The sequence below is a fragment of the Methylobacterium radiodurans genome, from assembly GCF_003173735.1.
GTDB classification, from domain to species: domain Bacteria; phylum Pseudomonadota; class Alphaproteobacteria; order Rhizobiales; family Beijerinckiaceae; genus Methylobacterium; species Methylobacterium radiodurans.
Map to the genome: position 1 here is coordinate 4644633 of NZ_CP029551.1, position 18843 is coordinate 4663475.

Here is an 18843-nt window from a genome sequence, read left to right on the forward strand (position 1 = left end):
CCGGGTGGGGAGAGGGCTCCGGCGACCTCGTCGTGCCGAAGCGAGGCGGCAGCCCCCTCACCGCCGCTCTGGCTTCGCCTTCGCTTCCCGTGGGCATGACGGGGTGCCCGCGGGCCTCTCCCCGCACGCGGAGGGAGGGGGGAGCACTGTTCTGCCTACCCCCGCGCCCGCCGGCTCAGCGCCCGCGGGCTCGACTTCTTCGAGGCCTTGCCGCGGCCCGAGAGGCTCGGGTTCGTCATGAAGTACTTGTGGGCGTTGAAGGGCTCCTCGCCCTCGGCGGGCTGGACGCGCTCGCTCGCCCCAGAGGCCAGCACGCGCCAGCTCTGCCGGTTGTCGAGGAGGTTCGCCAGCATGATCTGGTCGAGCACCTGCTGGTGCACGGTCGGGTTGGTGATCGGCAGGAGCGCCTCGACGCGGCGGTCGAGGTTGCGGCTCATCAGGTCGGCGGACGAGATGTACACGGTGGCCTTCGGGTGGGGCAGCCCGACGCCGTTGCCGAAGGCGTAGATGCGCCCGTGCTCCAGGAAGCGCCCGACGATCGACTTGACCCGGATCGTCTCCGAGAGGCCCGGCACGCCCGGACGCAGGCAGCAGATGCCGCGCACCACGCAGTCGATCTGCACGCCGGCCTCCGAGGCGTCGTAGAGCGCGTCGATGATCTGCCCGTCCACCAGCGAGTTGCACTTGATCCAAATCGCCGCGGGGCGACCGGCCCTCGCATGGGCGATCTCGGCCTCGATGTGTTCGAGAAGCCGCGGCTTCAGCGTCAGCGGCGAGACCGCCATGCGCTCGAGTTCCGCGGGCTCGGCGTAGCCCGTGATGAAGTTGAAGATGCGGGAGACGTCCCGGGCGATGGCCGGGTCCGCGGTGAAGAAGGAGAGGTCCGTGTAGATGCGCGCCGTGATCGGGTGATAGTTGCCCGTGCCGATGTGACAGTAGGTGACGAGGCGGTCGCCCTCGCGGCGCACCACCATCGAGAGCTTGGCGTGGGTCTTCAGCTCGACGAAGCCGAAGACCACCTGGGCGCCGGCCTTCTCGAGGTTGCGGGCCCAGCGGATGTTGGCCTCCTCGTCGAAGCGGGCCTTCAGCTCGACGAGCGCGGTCACCGACTTGCCGGCCTCGGCGGCTTCCGCGAGCGCCGCCACGATCGGCGAGTTCGAGGAGGTGCGGTATAGCGTCTGCTTGATCGCCACCACGTTCGGGTCGCGCGCGGCCTGGGCCAGGAACTGCACCACCGAGTCGAAGGACTCGTAGGGGTGGTGGACGCAGAAATCCTTCTGCCGGATCGCCGCGAAGACGTCGCCGCCGGATTCCCGGATGCGCTCGGGGAAGCGCGGGTTGTAGGGCTTGAACTTCAGATCCGGCCGGTCGATCGAGACGATCTGCGAGAGCTCGTTCAGCGCCAGCATACCCTCGACGAGGAAGATGGCGTCGGGCGAGATCTCCAGCTCGTCGGCGACGAAGCTGCGCAGATCCTCGGGCATCCCGGCCTCGATCTCGAGCCGGATGACGACGCCGCGGCGGCGCTGCTTGAGCGCGGTCTCGAAGTGCAGGACGAGGTCCTCGGCCTCCTCCTCGATCTCAAGATCGGAGTCGCGCACCACCCGAAAGGCGCCCTGCCCCCGCACGTGGTAGCCGGGGAAGAGCCGGCCCGTGAACATCACGATCACCTGCTCGATCGCGATGAAGCGCGCGGCCGGATCGCCCTCGACCGCCGGCAGGCGCACGAAGCGGTCGAGCACGCCCGGCATGCGGATGAGGGCCCGGAGCGTCCGCCCGTCCTTCGGCCGCACCAGCATCAGGGCGATGGTCGAGCCGAGATTCGGGATGAACGGGAAAGGGTGGGCCGGGTCAATCGCGAGCGGCGTCAGCACCGGCAGGACGTGGTTGAGGAAGTACTCTTCCAGGAAGGCCTTGTGCTCGGCGATCAGGTCGCCGGGCTCGACCAGCGCGATGTCCACGCCGAGCAGCTCCGCGCGCAGCTCCCGCCAGCGGGTCTGCTGATCCTCAGCGAGCCGCGAGACCTCGGCCCCGATACGGGTCAGCTGCTCGGAGGGCGTCAGCCCGTCCTGCGAGGGCAGCGTCAGGCCGGCCCGGACCTGATCGTGCAGGCCCGCGACGCGGACCATGAAGAACTCGTCGAGGTTGTTCGCCGAGATCGAGAGGAAGCGCAGCTGCTCCAAGAGCGGGTGGCCGGTGTTCGAGGCCTCCTCCAGCACCCGGCGGTTGAACTGCAGCCAGGACAGCTCGCGGTTCACGAAGCGCTCGGGCGAGTGGCGCAGCATCCGGCCGGCCTCCAGCACGGTCTCGCGGGCAGGCTCTTCGGCGTGAAGCGGGGGCTCCGGGATGTCGGCGGCCACCGGCCACTCGTCACCCCGGTCGGTGCTCGCCGGCGCGGCCGCGGCGGAGCGCGTCGCGCGCCGGGACGGTGCCGTCCGGCGCTGGGGCGCGGCCGGTCGATCGGCCTCCGCTTCCTCGTGCACCTGGTCGCTCTCTCGGGCCCCGACCCTCGGCTCCATCTCCGGCAACACCTGTCCTCCAGTTCTGCGGCGCCGCGCCCTCTAGCAGGAAATCGGCGCCGCCGCGTGACGGTTCGATGACGGCTTCGCGCCCACCTCTAATCCCCGACCGGATCATCCGGGGAATCCTCGGACGCTTCCTCCCCGCCGCCCATCCGCTCCAGCACGGCGAGCGCCAGCGGCCTGGTGATGCGGCGTCCGCGCCCCAGGGCGTCGCGGTCGAGCTCGGCCACGACCGCGCGGGCGCGGCCGAGCGAGCGGTCGAGGCGCAGCGCCAGCGCGTCGATCACCCCGAGATCGACCACGAGCTGGCGATCCACGAAGAGCTTGACGATGACCGCCCGCAGCAGCGCGTCGTCGGGGGCGACGATCGCCGCGGAGGGCGCGAGCCGCAGGCGCGAGCGCAGGTCCGCGGTGACGAGGCCGATGGCCTCGATCGGCTGACCGCTCGTCAGAAGCACCGGCGCCCGGCGCTCGCGGGCGAGGTTGAGGAGATGGAACAGGGCGGCCTCATCGGCCCGCCCCGCGCGGTCGATGTCCTCGATCACCAGGGCGCCGTTCGAGACGAGATGGCCGACATCCGCCGCCCCGATCCCGGCGGCCGGCACGGTCCAGGCATGGGCCCGCGTCGCCCAGATCGAGGCGAGATGGCTCTTGCCGCTGCCGGCCGGGCCGGTGAGGACCAGCACGGTGTCGGGCCAGTCCGGCCAAGCCTCGATCAGGGCGTAGGCGCCCTCGTTGGCGGGCCCGACCAGGAAGTCCTCGCGGCCGTAGCGGGGATCGAGGGGCAGGTCGAAGGCGAGTTGGCGGGGCGGGGCGGTGTCGCGCATAGGGCCGCTTATACACCCGGACAGCCGGCGATGGCCCGCCTCACGGCTCGCGCCGGCCGACCTCGATGAGCACCGGCGCCTCGGCGTGGTAGAGCCGGCTCTGCAGGTATTGCCGCAGGGCGAAGCGGACGAGCACCCCGATCGAGGCCGCGACCGGCACGGCGAGCAGCAGGCCGAGGAACCCGAAGAGCGAGCCGAAGGCGAGCAGCGCGAACATCAGCCAGACCGGGTGCAGGCCGACCGAGTCGCCGACGAGCTTGGGCGAGATGATGTTGCCCTCCAGGAACTGGCCCGCCAGGAACACCCCGATGGTGAGGCCGATATGGAGCCAGTCTGAGCCCGGCCAGAACTGCACCAGCGCGACGCCGACCGAGAGCAGGAAGCCGGTGAGCGTGCCCACATACGGGATGAAGGTGAGGAAGCCCGAGATCAGCCCGATCAGCACGCCGAAGTTCAGCCCGACCAGCCAGAGCCCGACCGCGTAGAAGGTGCCGAGGATCACGCAGACCAGCGTCTGGCCGCGCACGAAGCCGATGATGGCGCGGTCGATCTGGGCGGCGAGCCCGCGGACCGTGGTGCGGTGGCGCGGCGGCACCCAGCCGTCGATCGCCGTGACCATGCGGTCCCAGTCGACGAGGATGTAGAAGGCCACGACCGGGGTCACCACGAGCAGTGAGGCGATCGAGATCAGAGCCTGGCTGCCGCTCCAGAGGGACTTCAGGAAGGCCAGCAGCCAGGTCACGCCCTGGCTCGCCAGCGTACCGACCGAGGATTGCAGCTCGCTGATCGCGTCCGCCCCGCCGACACGCTGGAGGAGCGGGCCGGCGCGCTCGGCCAGGATCGCCTGGAGCCGCGCCACCATCTGGGGCAGGCTCGCGATCAGCGCGGCGACCTGGTTGGCGACGAGCGGCGCGAGGAGGAGCAGGCTCACCACCAGCACCACGACGAAGAGCGCCAGGATGAGCAGGCTGGCGGCGAGCCGCCCGAGGCCGAGCCGCTCCAGCCGGTCGGCCAGCGGATCGAGCAGGTAGGCGAGCGCGATGCCGGCCACGAAGGGCAGCATCACGTCGCGCAGGAGGTAGATGAGGAGGCTCAAGCCCACGAGCGCCGCCAGCCCGATCACAGCCCGTGCGCGCATCGCCGGCTCTCTCCGTTCCTGCCCGGCCGGAGAGTGGGAACGCGGTCCCGGGCGGTCAAGGCTGTGCGGCCGCGAGGTGGATGCCGCGGAATTCTTGGATCCCGCGGGTTCGACGGCGCGGCGCTTTGGGCTAAAGAGCCCCTGACCAAGACGAGGATACGGGCGCCGATGACGGCCGAGAACGAGAACGGGCTGACCTACGCGCAGGCCGGCGTCGACATCGACGCGGGCAACGCGCTGGTCGATGCGATCAAGCCGCTGGTGCGGGCCACGCGCCGGCCGGGCGCGGATGCGGAGATCGGCGGCTTCGGCGGCCTGTTCGACCTGAAGGCCGCGGGCTTCAAGGACCCGATCCTGGTCGCGGCCAACGACGGCGTCGGCACCAAGGTGAAGATCGCGGTCGAGACGAACCGCCACGCCACGATCGGGATCGACCTCGTGGCGATGTGCGTGAACGACCTCGTGGTGCAGGGCGCCGAGCCGCTGTTCTTCCTCGACTACTACGCCACCGGCAAGCTGGTGCCGGGTGTCGGCGCCGACATCGTGCGGGGCATCGCGGAGGGCTGCCGGCAGGCGGGCTGTGCGCTGATCGGCGGCGAGACCGCGGAGATGCCCGGCCTCTACGACGGCCAGGACTACGACCTCGCGGGCTTCGCGGTGGGCGCGGCCGAGCGCGGCACGCTGCTGCCGAAGGCGGGCATCGCGGTGGGCGATCTCGTGCTCGGCCTGCCCTCGTCGGGCGTGCACTCGAACGGCTTCTCGCTGGTGCGCCGCATCGTGGCCCGCACGGGCCTCGCCTGGGACGCGCCGGCCCCCTTCGACACGGGCCGCTCGCTCGGTGAGGCGCTGCTGGAGCCGACGCGGATCTATGTGAAGCCGCTGCTCGCGGCGCTGAAGGCAACCGACGGGATCAAGGCGCTCGCCCACATCACGGGCGGCGGCTTTCCCGACAACCTGCCGCGCGTGCTGCCGGACGATGTCGGCATCGCGGTCGATCTCGAGGCCGTGACGCCGCCGCCGGTCTTCGGCTGGCTCGCCCGCGAGGGGGGCGTCGCCGAGGCCGAGATGCTGCGCACCTTCAACTGCGGCATCGGCATGGCCGTGGTGGTGGATGCCGCCCAGGCAGACGCCGTGATCGCCGCGCTCGAAGCGGCCGGCGAGGCGCCGGTGCGGCTCGGGCGGATCACCCCGCGGGGCGCTGCGCCCGTCACCTTCGAACGCACGCTCAAGCTGTGAGCACGGTGCGCAAGACCCGCGTCGCGATCCTAATCTCGGGACGCGGCTCGAACATGGTCTCGCTGATCGAGGCGGCGCGCGCGCCCGACTTCCCGGCCGAGATCGTGCTGGTCCTGTCGAACCGCCCGGACGCCGCCGGCCTCGCCCGCGCGGCGGAGGCCGGCATCAGTGCAAGGGCCGTGGACCACACGGCCTATCCGGACCGCGCGAGCTTCGACGCGGCGCTCGACGCGGAGCTGCGCGCGGCCGGAATAGAGCTGGTCTGCCTCGCCGGCTTCATGCGGATCTTCACCCCCGGCTTCGTCGAGGGCTGGGCGGGCCGGATGCTCAACATCCATCCCTCGCTGCTGCCCTTGTTCAAGGGCACGCACACGCACGAGCGGGCGCTGGAGGCGGGCGTGCGGCTCCACGGCTGCACGGTGCACTACGTGGTGCCCGAACTCGATGCCGGCCCGATCGTGGCGCAGGCGGCGGTGCCCGTGCGGGCGGGCGACGACGCCGACAGCCTCGCGGCCCGCGTCATCGTGCAGGAGCACCGGCTCTACCCGGCGGCTCTCGCCCTCGTGGCCAGCGGCCGGGCGCGCCTGGAGGGGGAGCGCGTGATCTTCTCGGGCGAGACCGCCCGGCCGGACGGCGCCCTCCTCAGCCTGTAGCGAATTCGATCGTTCGCTCCGGCGCCGCGGTATCCCCTACTCCCGGCGCGCGGGGAGTAGGGGCGAGCCCCCCTTGCCGGGGGCGAGCCGAGCGGTATCGTTGGTGAGGGGGCGCATCCGGAGGAGTCCCCTTCGTCGAAGCCCCCTCACCGTCGCCTGCCGGCTCGCCGCGCCGACGACAGGGTCGTCGCGGCCCTCTCCCCGCACGGCGGGGAGAGGGGATGCTGAGGGCGCTCTCGATGTGATCCGGACGTTCAGACCGGCCGCTGCAGCTTGCAGGAGTCGAGCGCGCCGAGCGCCTTGGCGCGGGCCGAATCGTTGAAGTAGCCGGTGGTGCGATAGGCCTCGATCTCGGCGTCGTCGAGGCTGCGCATGGTGCGGCTTGCGTAGCAGCCGCAGGGGCGCTCGAGCGATGCCTCGGAGGCGCTGGTCATGCGGGCCTGGACGACCGCGCAGGCGCGGCGGACGCGGGCCTCGAGGTTGGATTTCGGCACGGTGCGCAGAGCCGGATCGGGCTGGTACTGCTCGAAGGGCGCCGAGGAGCCGCCCGCGAGGGCCGCGGTGGCGCCGAGCGCCAGGAGGCCGGCAGCGAGCGTGAGGGACAGGCGGCGGATCATGGAGACAGTCCGGGGCGGAGAAGCTTGACCGTGCCCTTGGACGCCCGGCCGGACTCGCCGTCAATGGCGGCGCCGCCACACCGGCAGTCATTCGGCGGCGCGGCGCGAGCCTGAAAACAAGCAGGCCGCCGGTGTGCCCCGGCGGCCTTGGATTCGAGCAGTACGGGAAGGCCGTTGGGGCCTCAGCCGACGATGTCGCCGTCCTGGAAGAACTGGGCGATCTCGATCTTGGCGTTCTCGGCGCTGTCCGAGCCGTGCACGGTGTTCTCGCCGACCGACTCGGCGAAGAGCTTGCGGATGGTGCCATCGGTGGCCTGGGCCGGGTTGGTGGCGCCCATCACCTCACGGTACTTGGCGACGGCGTTCTCGCCCTCGAGCACCTGCACGACGACCGGGCCGGAGGTCATGAACTCCACGAGCTCGCCGAAGAAGGGGCGCTCCTTGTGGATCTCGTAGAACTTTTCGGCCTGCTGGCGGCTCATCTGGATGCGGCGCTGGCCGACGATGCGGAGACCGGCCTTCTCGATCACCGCGTTGACGGCGCCGGTCAGGTTGCGCCGCGTGGCATCGGGCTTGAGGATGGAGAAGGTGCGCTCGGTGGCCATGCTGGCGGTGTCCGTGTTTTTCGAGGAAGAGGTTCGGCGGCTTGTCCGTCGGGCGAAAAGCCGTTGCGCCGCCGGGCTTATAGCGGCCCGCCCCTGCCCTCTCAACCCGCGCGCCGCGTCCCGCACGCGCAAGCGCGGCCATGGCTTTGCTGCAACAGGGCCGAAAAATCGCCCGATTGCGACCGCGTAATCGCTTGCAGACGTTCCTCCCGCCCACGGCGCCCCGCGCGCCCAGCCTCGGAGATCTCCGCATGCGCCTCGCTCTCGGCTCCGCCGCCCTCCTGCTCGCGGGCCTCGCCACCGCCTCGGCGGAGGCCCCGAAGGATCCCAGCGGCACTTGGCTCACCGGCGACGGCCGCGCCAAGATCCGCCTCGACCGCTGCGGCCCCGGCCAGAGCCTCGTCTGCGGCAAGGTCGTGTGGCTGAAGGTGCCCAACACCGACGCGGGCGCCCCGCGCACGGACCTGAAGAACCCCGATCCGAAGAAGCGCAGCCGGCCGGTGATCGGGCTCCAGCTCATCGAGGGCTTGAAGCCCGACGAGGAGAAGTTCTCGGGCGAACTCTACAACATCGAGGAGGGCAAGACCTATCAGGTCAGCCTGGAGCGCGAGAGCGCGCAGGAACTCTCGGTCTCTGGCTGCCTGCTCAAGATCCTCTGTGGCTCGCAGACCTGGACGCGCGTGCCGGATGTGAACCAGCAGGCGGCAGTCGTCCCGCCGGAGGCGCCCAAGCCCGCCAAGGCCGCCGCGCCGCCGAAGAGCGCGAAGCCGGAGTAACGAGCGGTTCCGCCTACGCGCGGGCGGCTGCGTCAGACCGCGGCGAGCCCGCGCTGCACGGCGGGGCGGGCCAGCACCGTATCGAGCCAGCGGCGCACGTTCGCGAAGCCCGAGAGATCGATGCCCTGCTTGCCGTGGAACTTGGCCCAGGTCAGCGTGGCGATGTCGGCGATCGAGTAGTCGCCCGCGATGTAGTCGCGTCCGTCGAGCTGCCCGTCGAGGACGCCGTAGAGGCGCCGCGCCTCCGCCTCGAATCGGTCGATCGCGTAGGGAATCTTCTCCGGCGCGTAGATCTTGAAATGGTGCGTCTGGCCCAGAATCGGCCCGAAGCCGCCGACCTGCCAGAACAGCCACTGATCGACAGCCACCCGCGCCCGCTCGTCCGCCGGGTAGAGGCAGCCGGTCTTGCGCCCGAGATATTGCAGGATCGCCCCGGACTCGAAGATCGCGATCGGCTCGCCCCCGGGCCCGTCCGGATCGACGATGGCCGGGATCTTGTTGTTGGGCGAGATCTTCAGGAACTCGGGCGCCATCTGCTCGCCCTTGCCGATGTTCACCGGGACCACCCGGTAGGGCAATCCGCACTCCTCCAGCATGATCGGGATCTTCCAGCCGTTCGGCGTGCTCCAAGTGTGGAGGTCGATGGGCTTACCCGCGACGGCGGCCATGGATCGGGGCTCCGGCTCGTTCTCGCCGGGCGGCGGGCGCCGGGCGAGCCTGTGAGGTTAAGGACGATGCGCGTCCGCAAGTCCGATGCGCAAGTCCGATGTGAAGTCCGGCGTGCCGGCCGGTCAGGCGCCGTCCGCTAAGGCCTAGCTAGCGCGGATCCTGCGCCACGCTCAAGCGCGCGCTGGCCGCGCAGCTGCGCTACGGCTCTCCGTATCCGTCAGGCGATGCCGGGGGACTGCGACCGCCAAGCTCTTGCGTGCCGGTTGTCCTGGGTCTGAAGTCCCATTGCCCGCCGCGAATCGACTCGTGGCCTGAACGACCGGATACCCATCATGCTCCACCGCCTTCTCGCCGGCGCGGCGCTCGCCCTGCCCCTTTTGGTATCCGCGCCGGCCCTGGCGCGGGAGGCGCCCAAGGAGGCGGCGGGAGCCGCCAAGCCTGCCAAGGAGCCGAGCGCCGGCCAGAGTGCGGCCCGCGCACGCCAGAAGCAGTGCGGCACCGAGTGGCGCGCGCTCACCGACGCGCAGAAAACCGCGCAAGGACCGAAATGGCCTCAGTACTGGAGCAAGTGCAACAAGCGCCTGAAGGGCAACGACAAAGCCTGACGGCACCCGCAACCCGGGGCCGGCCCGCGGGTTCTGATCCGCGGATGGGCGAAGGCGCGCGCGGGGGGCGATGAACGAGCGGCAGGCACTTCAGCGTGTGGTGGCGGTCGGGGCCGTGATCCCGGTCACGGCCGGCCTCTACGGGGTGCTGTTCGGCGTGAACGGGCTCTCGCCGGGCGTCGAGAGCGTCTCGACGGACAGCCACTTCCGCTATCTCTCGGGCCTGCTCGCCGGCATCGGCATCCTGTTCTGGACCTGCGTGCCGGGCATCGAGGCCAAGGGGCGGCTGTTCCGCTTCCTCACCCTGGTGGTGGTGCTCGGCGGGCTCGCGCGCCTGCTCGGCCTCTATCTCACCGGAATCCCGTCGCTCACTATGCTGGGCGCCCTCGGCATGGAGCTCGTCGTCACGCCGCTGCTCTGCCTGTGGCAGATGCGGGTGGCGACGCGGGCCCGGGACGCGGCCGCCACCCTGCCGGATCACGGCCCGGATGTCTGAGGCGGCCGCCAGCCCCGTGCCCGCGCGGGTCCCCTCACGGCCCTCTTCGCAGCCCTCATCGCGGCTCGACCGGCTGATCGACCGGCTCGACGCCCTCGTGCCGAAGCCGGCGGCCTGGGCCTTCGCCTTCCGCATCTGGATCGGTATGACGGCGGCGCTCTACGTCGCCTTCTGGCTCCAGCTCGACAGTGCCTCGACCGCGGCGGTCGGCGTCGCGATCCTGGCCCAACCCAAGCGCGGCCAGGCGATCTCGAAGGCCGTCTACCGCCTGCTCGGCACGGCGGTCGGCGGCGCGATGGCAATCTTATTCATGGCCCTGTTCGGCCAGGACCGGGTGATGCTGCTGGTCGCCTTCACGGCCTGGCTCGGCCTCTGCGTGTTCGTCGCGCAGTACCTCCAGGATACGCGCGCCTACGGGGCGATGCTGTCGGGCTACACGGTGGCGATCATCGCGATCGCCCATATCGACGCGCCGCAGGACACGTTCGAGGCCGCGGTGGCCCGGCTCGCCGCGATCATGGTGGCGGTGGTGGTGATCACCTTCGTCAACGACGCGCTCGCCTCGCCGAGCACGTGGCGGACGCTCCGCCCACCCCTCGCGCAAGCTTTCGCGGGCGTGAAGGCCTTCGCGCGGGAGGCCTTCGAGAGCGGTGATCCGGGCGTCGAGCGCACCGCCGCGATGATCGGTCGAATCGCGCCGATGCGGGCGGATGCGAGCGCCATCGCGGGCGAGCTCGACGACGGTCCCTATCGCGCGGCGGGGGCGCGCAGCTGTATCGCGGCGCTCTACACGATGCTGGCGGCGTGCCGCGCCGTCGCGCGCGCCGCCGGCCGCCTGGAGACGCGGAGCCCGGCCGTGGAGGAGGCGCTGGCGATCTGCCGCGCAGTCGCGGCGGGCGACGTGGCCGAGCCCGGCCCCGCGGCGCTCGACCGGCACGACGCGCGCCTGCGCGACCTCGTCGACGCGGCGATCCGCGACGGCGACCGTTCGCTCGACGAGTTGATGCTGCTCCAGAGCGCGCTCGACGTCGTCAACGCCGCGACCTTCGCCGACGACGGCCTGCGGGCGATGTGCGACGGGCACAGGCCCCTGCGCGACGTGCCGCTGCCGACCCACCGCGATTTCCCGGTCGCCCTCCGGGCGGCCCTGCGCGTCGCCATCGCGTTCGGGATCAGCGCCTTCCTGTTCATCCTGGCCGGCCTGCCGCAGAGTTCCTTCGCGCTGGTCCAGGTCGCCGCGACCTGCGCGCTCTCCTCGGTCACGCCCGACCCGCGCGCCTTCGCGCGCGGCGTGCTGATCGGCATGCCGCTCGCCGGGCTCTTCGCGGGCGTGGTGCTCTACGGCGTCCTCAACGGCTACCAGGGCTTCCCCCTGCTCGCGCTCGCGATGGCGCCGCCGGTCTTCCTCGGCTGCTTCCTGTCCCTCAACCCACCGACCTTCACGGTGGGCTTCATCGCCCTGGTGTTCTTCCCGGCCCTGATGGCGCCGTCCAATCCCCAGAGCTACGACGCCGCGTCCTTCCTGCTGAACGTGCTCCTCGTCGTCCTGGCGGCGGTGATCCTCTTCCTCGCGGTGCGCCTCGTCCTGCCGATCTCGCCGGCGCAGCACCGGGCCTTCGCCCTGGATTCCGCCCGGCGCGCCCTCGCCGAGGCTCTCGTCGGCGAGGGCGGCGACGCGACGGCGCGCACCAGCCTGCATGCCGACCGGCTGTTCCAGTTCGCCCGGTACAGCTCGGGCAGCGGGGCGGTGCGGCGCACGGGGCTGGTCCACGCCTTCGCCCTCGCGCAGATCGAGGCCGCCGCCGCCCGCGCCCACGCGCAGATGCGGATTCTGTGGGGGGCGCAGGGCTTGCGGGCACCGATCCTGCGGGCCCGGGAGGCTCTGGCCTCCGGTCATCCGGGGCGGCTGAAGGCCGCGGCGCGCGACCTCGCGCGGGCGGCCGCGGACGAGCCGCGCTCGGTGCGGATGACGACGGCGCGCGCGGCGACCGACCTGGCGACCGCCGCGCGGGTGATCGGCCGCCACCGCCGCTTCCTGCGGCGCCTCGCCGTCGCGCCGTTCTGAGGAGGGAGCGAATGCACGCGGATCTCCAGATTGGCGGGGTGCTGATCTCCCCCTTCGTCGCCTACGCGCTCGGCGCCTTCGCGATCCTCGCCGCCTTGCGCCCGCTCCTCACCCGGATCCGCTTTGGCCGTTACGTGGCGAACCCGCCGCTGGCCGAGGCCGGCATCTACGTCTGCATTCTCGCCCTGCTGGTGGTGCTGCTCTGATGGCCGACGAGGACGATCCGAAAGCGGGCCGCGCGGCCGAACCCGGCGCCGCCGGCACCCCGGACGCCGAGCCGCCCGCGCTTCGGGAGAAGAGGTCGCCCCGCGGCGGCCGGGCGCGCAAGCTCCTGCGGATCGGGGCGACCGCCGCGATCCTCATCCTCGCCCTCGCGGCGGCGGCCGTGGTCTGGCACTTCTACGTCACGGCGCCCTGGACCCGGGACGGGCGCGTGCGCGTCCAGGTGGCCGCCGTCGCGCCCCAGGTCTCGGGCCAGATCGTGGCGCTGAAGGTCGTCGACAACCAGGCGGTGAAGCGCGGCGACGTGCTCTACAGGATCGATCCGTTCGACTTCGAGGTCGCGGTCGCGCAGGCCGAGGCCGAGGTGAAGAACCGCGAGGCCGACCTGCAGGTGAAGAATGCCCAGTCCGCGCGGCGGCAGGCGCTGACCACCGTCTCGACCTCGGTCGAGGAGAAGCAGCAATACGCGGGCACCGCCAAGATCGCCGAGGCCGCGCTGGAGACCGCCAAGGCGCAGCTCTCCCAGGCGCAGATCAACCTGAAGCGCACAGAGGTGCGCGCGCCGGTCAACGGGCGCGTGACCAACCTGCTGCTGCGCGAGGGCGACTACGCGACGACCGGCACGGTCAACGTCCGGGTGGTCGATACCGACTCGTTCTGGATCGACGGCTATTTCGAGGAGACGAAGATGGCCAACATCCACGTGAACGACCCGGCCGAGATGCAGCTCATGGGCTTCGAGCCGGCGCTGAAGGGCACGGTGGAGAGCATCACGCTCGGCATCGCCACCGCGAACGCATCGACGAGCACGCAGGGCCTGCCGAACGTTGATCCGGTCTACACCTGGGTGCGGCTCGCCCAGCGGGTCCCGGTGCGCATCCGCATCGATCATGTGCCGGAGGGCGTGCCCCTGGTGGCCGGCATGACCGCGACGGTCGTGGTCAACAACGGCGTCGGCAGCCGCCCAGCCTGGTTCGCTGACCTGGGCCGGACGATCGGCGGCACGCGCTGAGCTGGTGCCGGTCGAGTCCATGCCGGGCGAGTCCATGCCGGTCGAACCGGGCATGGATTTTTGCGGCGCGGAAGAGGGCCGGCTAAGTCGCTGATCCGTCAGGCGTGCGCTGCGAAGGTTCGAGCTTGGGGCGAATACTTCCAACCGAAGGCGCAATTTTCCGGTTGACGGCTGCCGAATACGGACGCAGTCTCTCTGTGTGCTTCGGGAAGGGAAGCACAACCGTTCCGGATACGGCGCGCACGGCGCGAATATCTGGCGCGACGATCCGTGAGCGAAGCTGAAGGAGACAGGAATGACTCCACCCCAGCAGCACGCCGTAACGACCACTCCCGGACCGGTCCGGCCGGGAGCCTAGCGGCAGATCAGGCGGACAGCCCGGCGGAAGACGGCTCCAGGGGCGCAGAAGCGGCCGAACGGCGCGACTTCGAACACGCGAAATGCCCCACTTCAAGCCGTCTCCGGCGCGGTTCTCTCCGGCAGGGCCGGGGATGATGACCATCGCGAAGGTGCCGAGCGCTCGCCGACAGCCCCGCAGGCTGCGTGCGGGCTGAACCCATGTGGCGGTCGATCGCTCCGCAAGCAGCGGGATCCCCTCTCCCCGCTTGCGGGGAGCGGAGAGGCCCGCACTCTCAGCCGGACCTCACTCGATCCCGAGCTTCGCCTTCAGCAGGGCGTTCACCGCGGCCGGGTTGGCCTTGCCGCCGGTGGCCTTCATGGTCTGGCCGACGAACCAGCCGAGCAGCGTCGGCTTCTCCTTGGCCTGCGCGACCTTGTCGGGGTTCTGGGCGATGATCTGGTCGATCGCCGTCTCGATGGCGCCGGTGTCGGTGACCTGCCTCATGCCGCGGGCCTCGACCACGGCGCGCGGGTCGCCGCCCTCCGTCCAGACGATCTCGAACAGGTCCTTGGCGATCTTGCCGGAGATCGTGCCCTCGCCGATCAGGTCGATGATCGCGCCGAGCTGGTCGGCCGAGACCGGGCTCTCGTCGATGCCGAGACCCTCCTTGTTCAGGCGCCCGAACAGCTCGTTGATCACCCAGTTCGCCGCGGCCTTGCCGTCGCGGCCCTTGGCGACCGCCTCGTAGAAGTCGGCCGACGCCCGCTCGGCCACCAGCACGCCCGCATCGTAGGGCGAGAGGCCGAAATCGGCCACGAAGCGCGCCTTCTTGGCATCCGGTAGTTCCGGCAGGCCCGCCGCGAGGCCGTCGACATAGGCCTGATCGAATTCGAGCGGCAGAAGGTCCGGATCGGGGAAGTAGCGGTAATCGTGCGCCTCTTCCTTCGAGCGCATCGAGCGGGTCTCGCCCTTGCCCGGATCGAACAGGCGGGTCTCCTGCACGATCGTCCCGCCGTCCTCGATGATCGCGATCTGGCGGCGCGCCTCGGTCTCGATCGCCTGGCCGATGAAGCGGATCGAGTTGACGTTCTTGATCTCGCAGCGCGTGCCGAGCGGCTCACCGGGGCGGCGCACCGAGACGTTCACGTCGGCGCGGAGATTGCCCTTCTCCATGTCGCCGTCGCAGGTGCCGAGATAGCGCAGGATGGTGCGCAGCTTCGTCACGTAGGCCTTGGCCTCCTCGGACGAGCGCAGGTCCGGCCGCGAGACGATCTCCATCAGGGCGACGCCCGAGCGGTTGAGATCGACGAAGCTCAGGTTCGGCGCCTGGTCGTGCAGGGACTTGCCGGCATCCTGCTCCAGGTGCAGGCGCTCGATGCCGACCGTGATCGACTCGCCTTCGGGCAGATCGACCAGGACCTCGCCCTCGCCGACGATCGGGTCCTTGTACTGCGAGATCTGGTAGCCCTGCGGCAGGTCCGGGTAGAAGTAGTTCTTCCGGTCGAAGACCGAGCGCAGGTTGATCTTCGCCTTCAACCCGAGGCCGGTGCGCACGGCCTGCGCCACGCATTCCTCGTTGATCACCGGCAGCATCCCGGGCATGGCCGCGTCGACCAGCGAGACGTGGGCGTTCGGCTCCGCCCCGAAGGCGGTCGCGGCGCCGGAGAACAGCTTCGAGCGGCTGGTGACCTGGGCGTGGATCTCCATGCCGATCACGACCTCCCAGTCGTGCAGGCCGCCCTTGATCAGCTTCTTCGGGTTCACGGGTGCGTTCATGGTCGTCCGGGCCGATCCTCGGGGGAGGTCGCGGGGTGAGCGGGGGGCTTGAAGCCCCTCGCGCTGTGGCGGTGAGTTAGGGGCCGGTGCCCGCGCGGGTCAAGCGCGGGGCCGGATTGCGCGGCGCGCCCCGAACCCGACGATCGCCCAGAGGAGCGCCGCGATCGTCCGCACGGGGAAGAAGGTCGGCCCGTCGTGGCTGACCGGGGCCGGCCACGGAATCCCGATCGCGCCGATCGCCCAGGAGGCCAGCACCGAGACGGCGAGCGCGATGATCGCCGCGATGAAGACCTTGCCGAACTGGCTCGCGGTCCAGCCGAGATAGAGCGCCAGCAGAACGAGGATCGGGTCGAGCCCGGCCCAGATCCAGACGGTCCAGGGGTAGAACGGGACGGTCATGCCCACCAGGGCTTCGGCAGGCTGACCCGGCCGGCCGCGTCCTCGATCACTTGGCTCGCCGCGAACAGCGTCTCCTCGTCGAAGGGGCGGCCGATCAGCTGGAGGCCGAGCGGCAGGCCCTGGGCGTCGAGCCCCGCCGGCACCGAGATGCCCGGCAGGCCGGCCATGTTCACCGTCACGGTGAACACGTCGTTGAGGTACATCTCGACCGGGTCGGCCGAGGCCTTCTCGCCGATGCCGAAGGCGGCCGACGGGGTCGCGGGGGTGAGGATCGCGTCGACGCCGACCGCGTAGGCCTCCTCGAAGTCGCGCTTGATCAGGGTGCGGATCTTCTGGGCGCGCACGTAGTAGGCGTCGTAGTAGCCCGCCGAGAGCACGTAGGTGCCGATCATGATGCGGCGCTTCACCTCGCGGCCGAAGCCCGCCGCGCGGGTCTTCTCGTAGAGGCCCACGATATCATTGGCCGGCACGCGCAGGCCGTAGCGCACCCCGTCGTAGCGGGCGAGGTTCGAGGAGGCTTCGGCCGGGGCCACGATGTAGTAGGCCGGCAGCGCGTACTGGGTGTGCGGCAGCGAGATCTCCCGGATCGTCGCGCCCGCGTCCTTGAGCCAGGCCGCGCCCTGGTCCCAGAGCCGCTGGATCTCGGCCGGCATGCCGTCCACCCGGTACTCCCGGGGGATGCCGATGGTCAGGCCCTTCACGCCGCGGGAGACCGCCCCCTCGAAATCGGGCACGGGCAGGTCCGCGCAGGTGGTGTCGCGCGCGTCCGAGCCGGACATGGAGCCCAAGAGGATCGCGCAGTCGCGCACCGTGCGGGCGATCGGGCCGGCCTGGTCGAGCGAGGAGGCGAAGGCCACCGTGCCCCAGCGCGAGCAGCGCCCGTAGGTCGGCTTGATGCCGACGGTGCCGGTGAAGGCCGCGGGCTGGCGGATCGAGCCGCCGGTATCCGTGGCCGTCGCGCCGAGGCACAGATGCGCGGCGACCGCCGCCGCCGACCCGCCCGAGGAGCCGCCCGGCACGATCGGCGCGTCCGAGCCGTTGCGGCGCCAGGGCGAGATGACGTTACCGTAGGCGCTGGTCTCGTTGGACGAGCCCATGGCGAACTCGTCGAGGTTGAGCTTGCCCAGCATCACCGCGCCGTCGCGCCAGAGATTGGCCGAGACCGCCGACTCGTAGTGCGGCGTGAAGTTCTCCAGGATCTTCGAGCCCGCGGTGGTCTTCGTACCCTCGGTGCAGAACAGATCCTTGATGCCGAGCGGCAGGCCCTCCAGCGGGCGGGCCTCGCCCGCCGCGATCTTCGCGTCCGAGGCGTCGGCCATCGCGAGCGCGCGCTCGGGCGTCTCCAAGATGTAGGCGTTGAGCGCGCGGGCCTGCTCGACCGCCGTGACATGGGCCTGCGTCAGCTCGCGGGCGGAGAAGCGCTTGGCCTTCAGGCCGTCGCGCGCCTCGGCGAGGGAGAGTTCGTTGAGTTCGCTCACGTGTTCCGTCCTCACGTCCGCCGTGCGGCGGCGGGGCCTGCCCGGCGGCTCGGCCGGGCGCTCAAGGCGGGTGCTGCCGGGCGCGGGCCGGCCTACTCGACCACTTTCGGGACGAGGAAGTAGTTGTCCTCGGTCTCGGGAGCGTTGGCCACCACGTCCGCGGCGCGCTCGCCGTCCGTCACGACGTCCTGGCGCTTCTTCATCGCCATCGGGGTGACCGAGGTCATCGGCTCGACGCCGGAGACGTCCACCGTGCCGAGCTGCTCGACGAAGGCCAGGATGGCGTTGAGCTCGCCCTGGAGCGGCGCGACCTCCTCCTCCGAGACCGCGATGCGCGCCAGATGCGCGATGCGCCTGACCGTCTGTGCGTCGACCGACATGCTCACCCGTTCCGCGCCCCGGGAGGGGCGGGCCTGATCGAAGAAATCCGCCGGGCTATAGCACCGGGTTTCGCGGCGCCGCAACGCGGGGGCCGGAGCGACCTGCGCGCCGGCCGCGATGCTTCAGGTCACCACGTGGTTGGGCGTTGTGCTGACATCGACCACGACGCCGCGCTTCACAGGGTTGAGGTGCGCTTGCCCCGCGCCGAAGACGAGGATCTCGAAGGCGAGGAGCAGCATCAGCCGGTGCTTGCGGGGCAGGCGGCGGGCGGGACGAGGCGAGGCGGCGGTCAAGCGCGGGCCCTCCGGGAGCGTTAACGGGACGTTAACGACCCTATGCCGGAACCGTGCCAGCCTGCGCCACGTCGAACTGCGCACAGGGTTAACGGCTGTGGATGGAGGGGCTGATGTGGGCTGAGATATTCGCGGAACTGCGCCGCGGCTGCCCCTCGGACGAGGCGGAGATGGCGCGGGCCGAGCGGGAACTCGGCTTCCCGCTGCCCGAATCGTACCGGAGCTTCTGTTGCGCGTGCGGGGCGGGGCTCGCGGGCGGGTTCGTGCGGGTGGCGACACCCGTGCCCTACCCGGCCGCCGACCTCGTCGTGCGCGCCGAGCTGATCGCCCACAGCATTCAGGCGGCGATCGGCCTGCTCGATGCGCCGCCCGCCTTCGCCGTCGAGGGCGACGACCCGGGCGTGCTCGACCGGGCCTGCTTCTTCGGCGAGACCGAGGACGGCCATTTCCTGTTCTGGGACGTGCAGGGAGAGGATCTGGCGGGCGAGCCGGAATACGACATCTGGCTCCTGGCACCCGATCTCGAGACGGTTCGCTTCGGGGGCGAGAGCCTCGACGCCCTGTTCCGGCGGCTGCAGGGCGAGGGCGTGCGGACCGTTCTCGGCGAGGCGGCCGAGCCCCTGCCCTCGCTCTTCGAGGGGATCGAGGCCGCGGTGCTGGCGCGCGGGGCCGAAGCCCCGTAAGGCCGGTGCCATGGCCAGCCCGGATCCCCGCCAAGATTCCAGCCAAGATA

Annotated in this window: 20 protein-coding genes; 9 read left to right on the forward strand and 11 right to left on the reverse strand. The window is 71.0% G+C overall.

Translation table 11 applies throughout. The annotated features are described in order from the left end of the window. Window positions 1–155: 155 nt before the first annotated feature. The 3 genes from DK427_RS21800 to DK427_RS21810 form a co-directional block, all read right to left on the reverse strand. Entirely contained in the window at window positions 156–2519 is a 2364-nt protein-coding gene (locus tag DK427_RS21800) for an RNA degradosome polyphosphate kinase (protein WP_425452488.1), read from the reverse strand. 98 nt (window positions 2520–2617) lie between these two features. Then, on the reverse strand, window positions 2618–3349 hold the full coding sequence (locus DK427_RS21805) for a P-loop NTPase family protein (protein ID WP_109953208.1): 732 nt from the start codon (window positions 3347–3349) through the stop codon (window positions 2618–2620). Between the two features lie 40 nt (window positions 3350–3389). After that, window positions 3390–4487 (reverse strand): AI-2E family transporter, encoded by a 1098-nt coding sequence (locus DK427_RS21810; protein ID WP_109953209.1) that lies wholly within the window; start codon window positions 4485–4487, stop codon window positions 3390–3392. Between the two features lie 168 nt (window positions 4488–4655). Between DK427_RS21810 and purM the strand changes: the two genes are divergently transcribed. After that, a complete protein-coding gene (gene purM, locus DK427_RS21815; protein ID WP_109953210.1) occupies window positions 4656–5723 on the forward strand; it encodes a phosphoribosylformylglycinamidine cyclo-ligase in 1068 nt (355 codons plus the stop codon). Beyond that, window positions 5720–6376 (forward strand): phosphoribosylglycinamide formyltransferase, encoded by a 657-nt coding sequence (gene purN / locus DK427_RS21820; RefSeq protein ID WP_109953211.1) that lies wholly within the window; start codon window positions 5720–5722, stop codon window positions 6374–6376. The genes purM and purN overlap by 4 nt, the downstream gene beginning before the upstream one ends. A gap of 254 nt (window positions 6377–6630) precedes the next feature. Here the strand turns inward: purN and DK427_RS21825 are convergent, their stop codons facing one another. Then, window positions 6631–6993, reverse strand: coding sequence for a hypothetical protein (locus tag DK427_RS21825; RefSeq protein WP_109953212.1), 363 nt, complete (start codon window positions 6991–6993; stop codon window positions 6631–6633). A gap of 182 nt (window positions 6994–7175) precedes the next feature. Next, complete coding sequence (gene ndk, locus DK427_RS21830) at window positions 7176–7598, reverse strand: nucleoside-diphosphate kinase (protein ID WP_109953213.1); 423 nt, start codon at window positions 7596–7598, stop codon at window positions 7176–7178. Window positions 7599–7849: 251 nt separating this feature from the next. On the opposite strand from ndk, the gene DK427_RS21835 reads away from it, so the two are divergent. Further along, window positions 7850–8374, forward strand: coding sequence for a DUF2147 domain-containing protein (locus DK427_RS21835; protein ID WP_109953214.1), 525 nt, complete (start codon window positions 7850–7852; stop codon window positions 8372–8374). A 32-nt stretch (window positions 8375–8406) separates the two neighbouring features. Here DK427_RS21835 and DK427_RS21840 read toward each other — a convergent pair whose 3' ends face one another. Then, window positions 8407–9042: a glutathione S-transferase family protein gene (locus DK427_RS21840; protein ID WP_109953215.1), complete on the reverse strand. Its 636-nt coding sequence runs from the start codon at window positions 9040–9042 to the stop codon at window positions 8407–8409. 333 nt (window positions 9043–9375) lie between these two features. Here DK427_RS21840 and DK427_RS21845 point away from each other — a divergent pair, with 333 nt between their 5' ends. From DK427_RS21845 to DK427_RS21865, 5 genes are all read left to right on the forward strand, one after another. Further along, complete coding sequence (locus DK427_RS21845; RefSeq protein ID WP_109953216.1) at window positions 9376–9648, forward strand: hypothetical protein; 273 nt, start codon at window positions 9376–9378, stop codon at window positions 9646–9648. A gap of 70 nt (window positions 9649–9718) precedes the next feature. Continuing rightward, complete coding sequence (locus tag DK427_RS21850) at window positions 9719–10144, forward strand: DUF4345 domain-containing protein (RefSeq protein WP_109953217.1); 426 nt, start codon at window positions 9719–9721, stop codon at window positions 10142–10144. After that, window positions 10137–12209 (forward strand): FUSC family protein, encoded by a 2073-nt coding sequence (locus DK427_RS21855; RefSeq protein ID WP_109953218.1) that lies wholly within the window; start codon window positions 10137–10139, stop codon window positions 12207–12209. The genes DK427_RS21850 and DK427_RS21855 overlap by 8 nt, the downstream gene beginning before the upstream one ends. Window positions 12210–12220: 11 nt before the next feature. Beyond that, on the forward strand, window positions 12221–12415 hold the full coding sequence (locus DK427_RS21860; RefSeq protein WP_109953219.1) for a DUF1656 domain-containing protein: 195 nt from the start codon (window positions 12221–12223) through the stop codon (window positions 12413–12415). After that, complete coding sequence (locus DK427_RS21865) at window positions 12412–13443, forward strand: efflux RND transporter periplasmic adaptor subunit (protein WP_425452606.1); 1032 nt, start codon at window positions 12412–12414, stop codon at window positions 13441–13443. Before DK427_RS21860 ends, DK427_RS21865 begins: the two co-directional genes overlap by 4 nt. A 643-nt stretch (window positions 13444–14086) precedes the next feature. Here the strand turns inward: DK427_RS21865 and gatB are convergent. The 5 genes from gatB to DK427_RS21890 form a co-directional block, all read right to left on the reverse strand. After that, window positions 14087–15559, reverse strand: coding sequence for an Asp-tRNA(Asn)/Glu-tRNA(Gln) amidotransferase subunit GatB (gatB, locus tag DK427_RS21870; RefSeq protein WP_109953221.1), 1473 nt, complete (start codon window positions 15557–15559; stop codon window positions 14087–14089). A gap of 99 nt (window positions 15560–15658) precedes the next feature. Then, on the reverse strand, window positions 15659–15958 hold the full coding sequence (locus DK427_RS21875; RefSeq protein WP_109954311.1) for a hypothetical protein: 300 nt from the start codon (window positions 15956–15958) through the stop codon (window positions 15659–15661). Further along, on the reverse strand, window positions 15955–17436 hold the full coding sequence (gene gatA, locus DK427_RS21880) for an Asp-tRNA(Asn)/Glu-tRNA(Gln) amidotransferase subunit GatA (RefSeq protein ID WP_109953222.1): 1482 nt from the start codon (window positions 17434–17436) through the stop codon (window positions 15955–15957). Before gatA ends, DK427_RS21875 begins: the two co-directional genes overlap by 4 nt. 92 nt (window positions 17437–17528) lie before the next feature. Further along, window positions 17529–17816, reverse strand: a complete 288-nt coding sequence (gene gatC, locus DK427_RS21885; protein ID WP_109953223.1) for an Asp-tRNA(Asn)/Glu-tRNA(Gln) amidotransferase subunit GatC — start codon at window positions 17814–17816, stop codon at window positions 17529–17531. Between the two features lie 123 nt (window positions 17817–17939). After that, on the reverse strand, window positions 17940–18110 hold the full coding sequence (locus DK427_RS21890) for a hypothetical protein (RefSeq protein WP_204165356.1): 171 nt from the start codon (window positions 18108–18110) through the stop codon (window positions 17940–17942). Window positions 18111–18223: 113 nt separating this feature from the next. Here DK427_RS21890 and DK427_RS21895 point away from each other — a divergent pair, with 113 nt between their 5' ends. Beyond that, window positions 18224–18793 (forward strand): SMI1/KNR4 family protein, encoded by a 570-nt coding sequence (locus DK427_RS21895; protein WP_109953224.1) that lies wholly within the window; start codon window positions 18224–18226, stop codon window positions 18791–18793. Window positions 18794–18843: the final 50 nt, after the last annotated feature.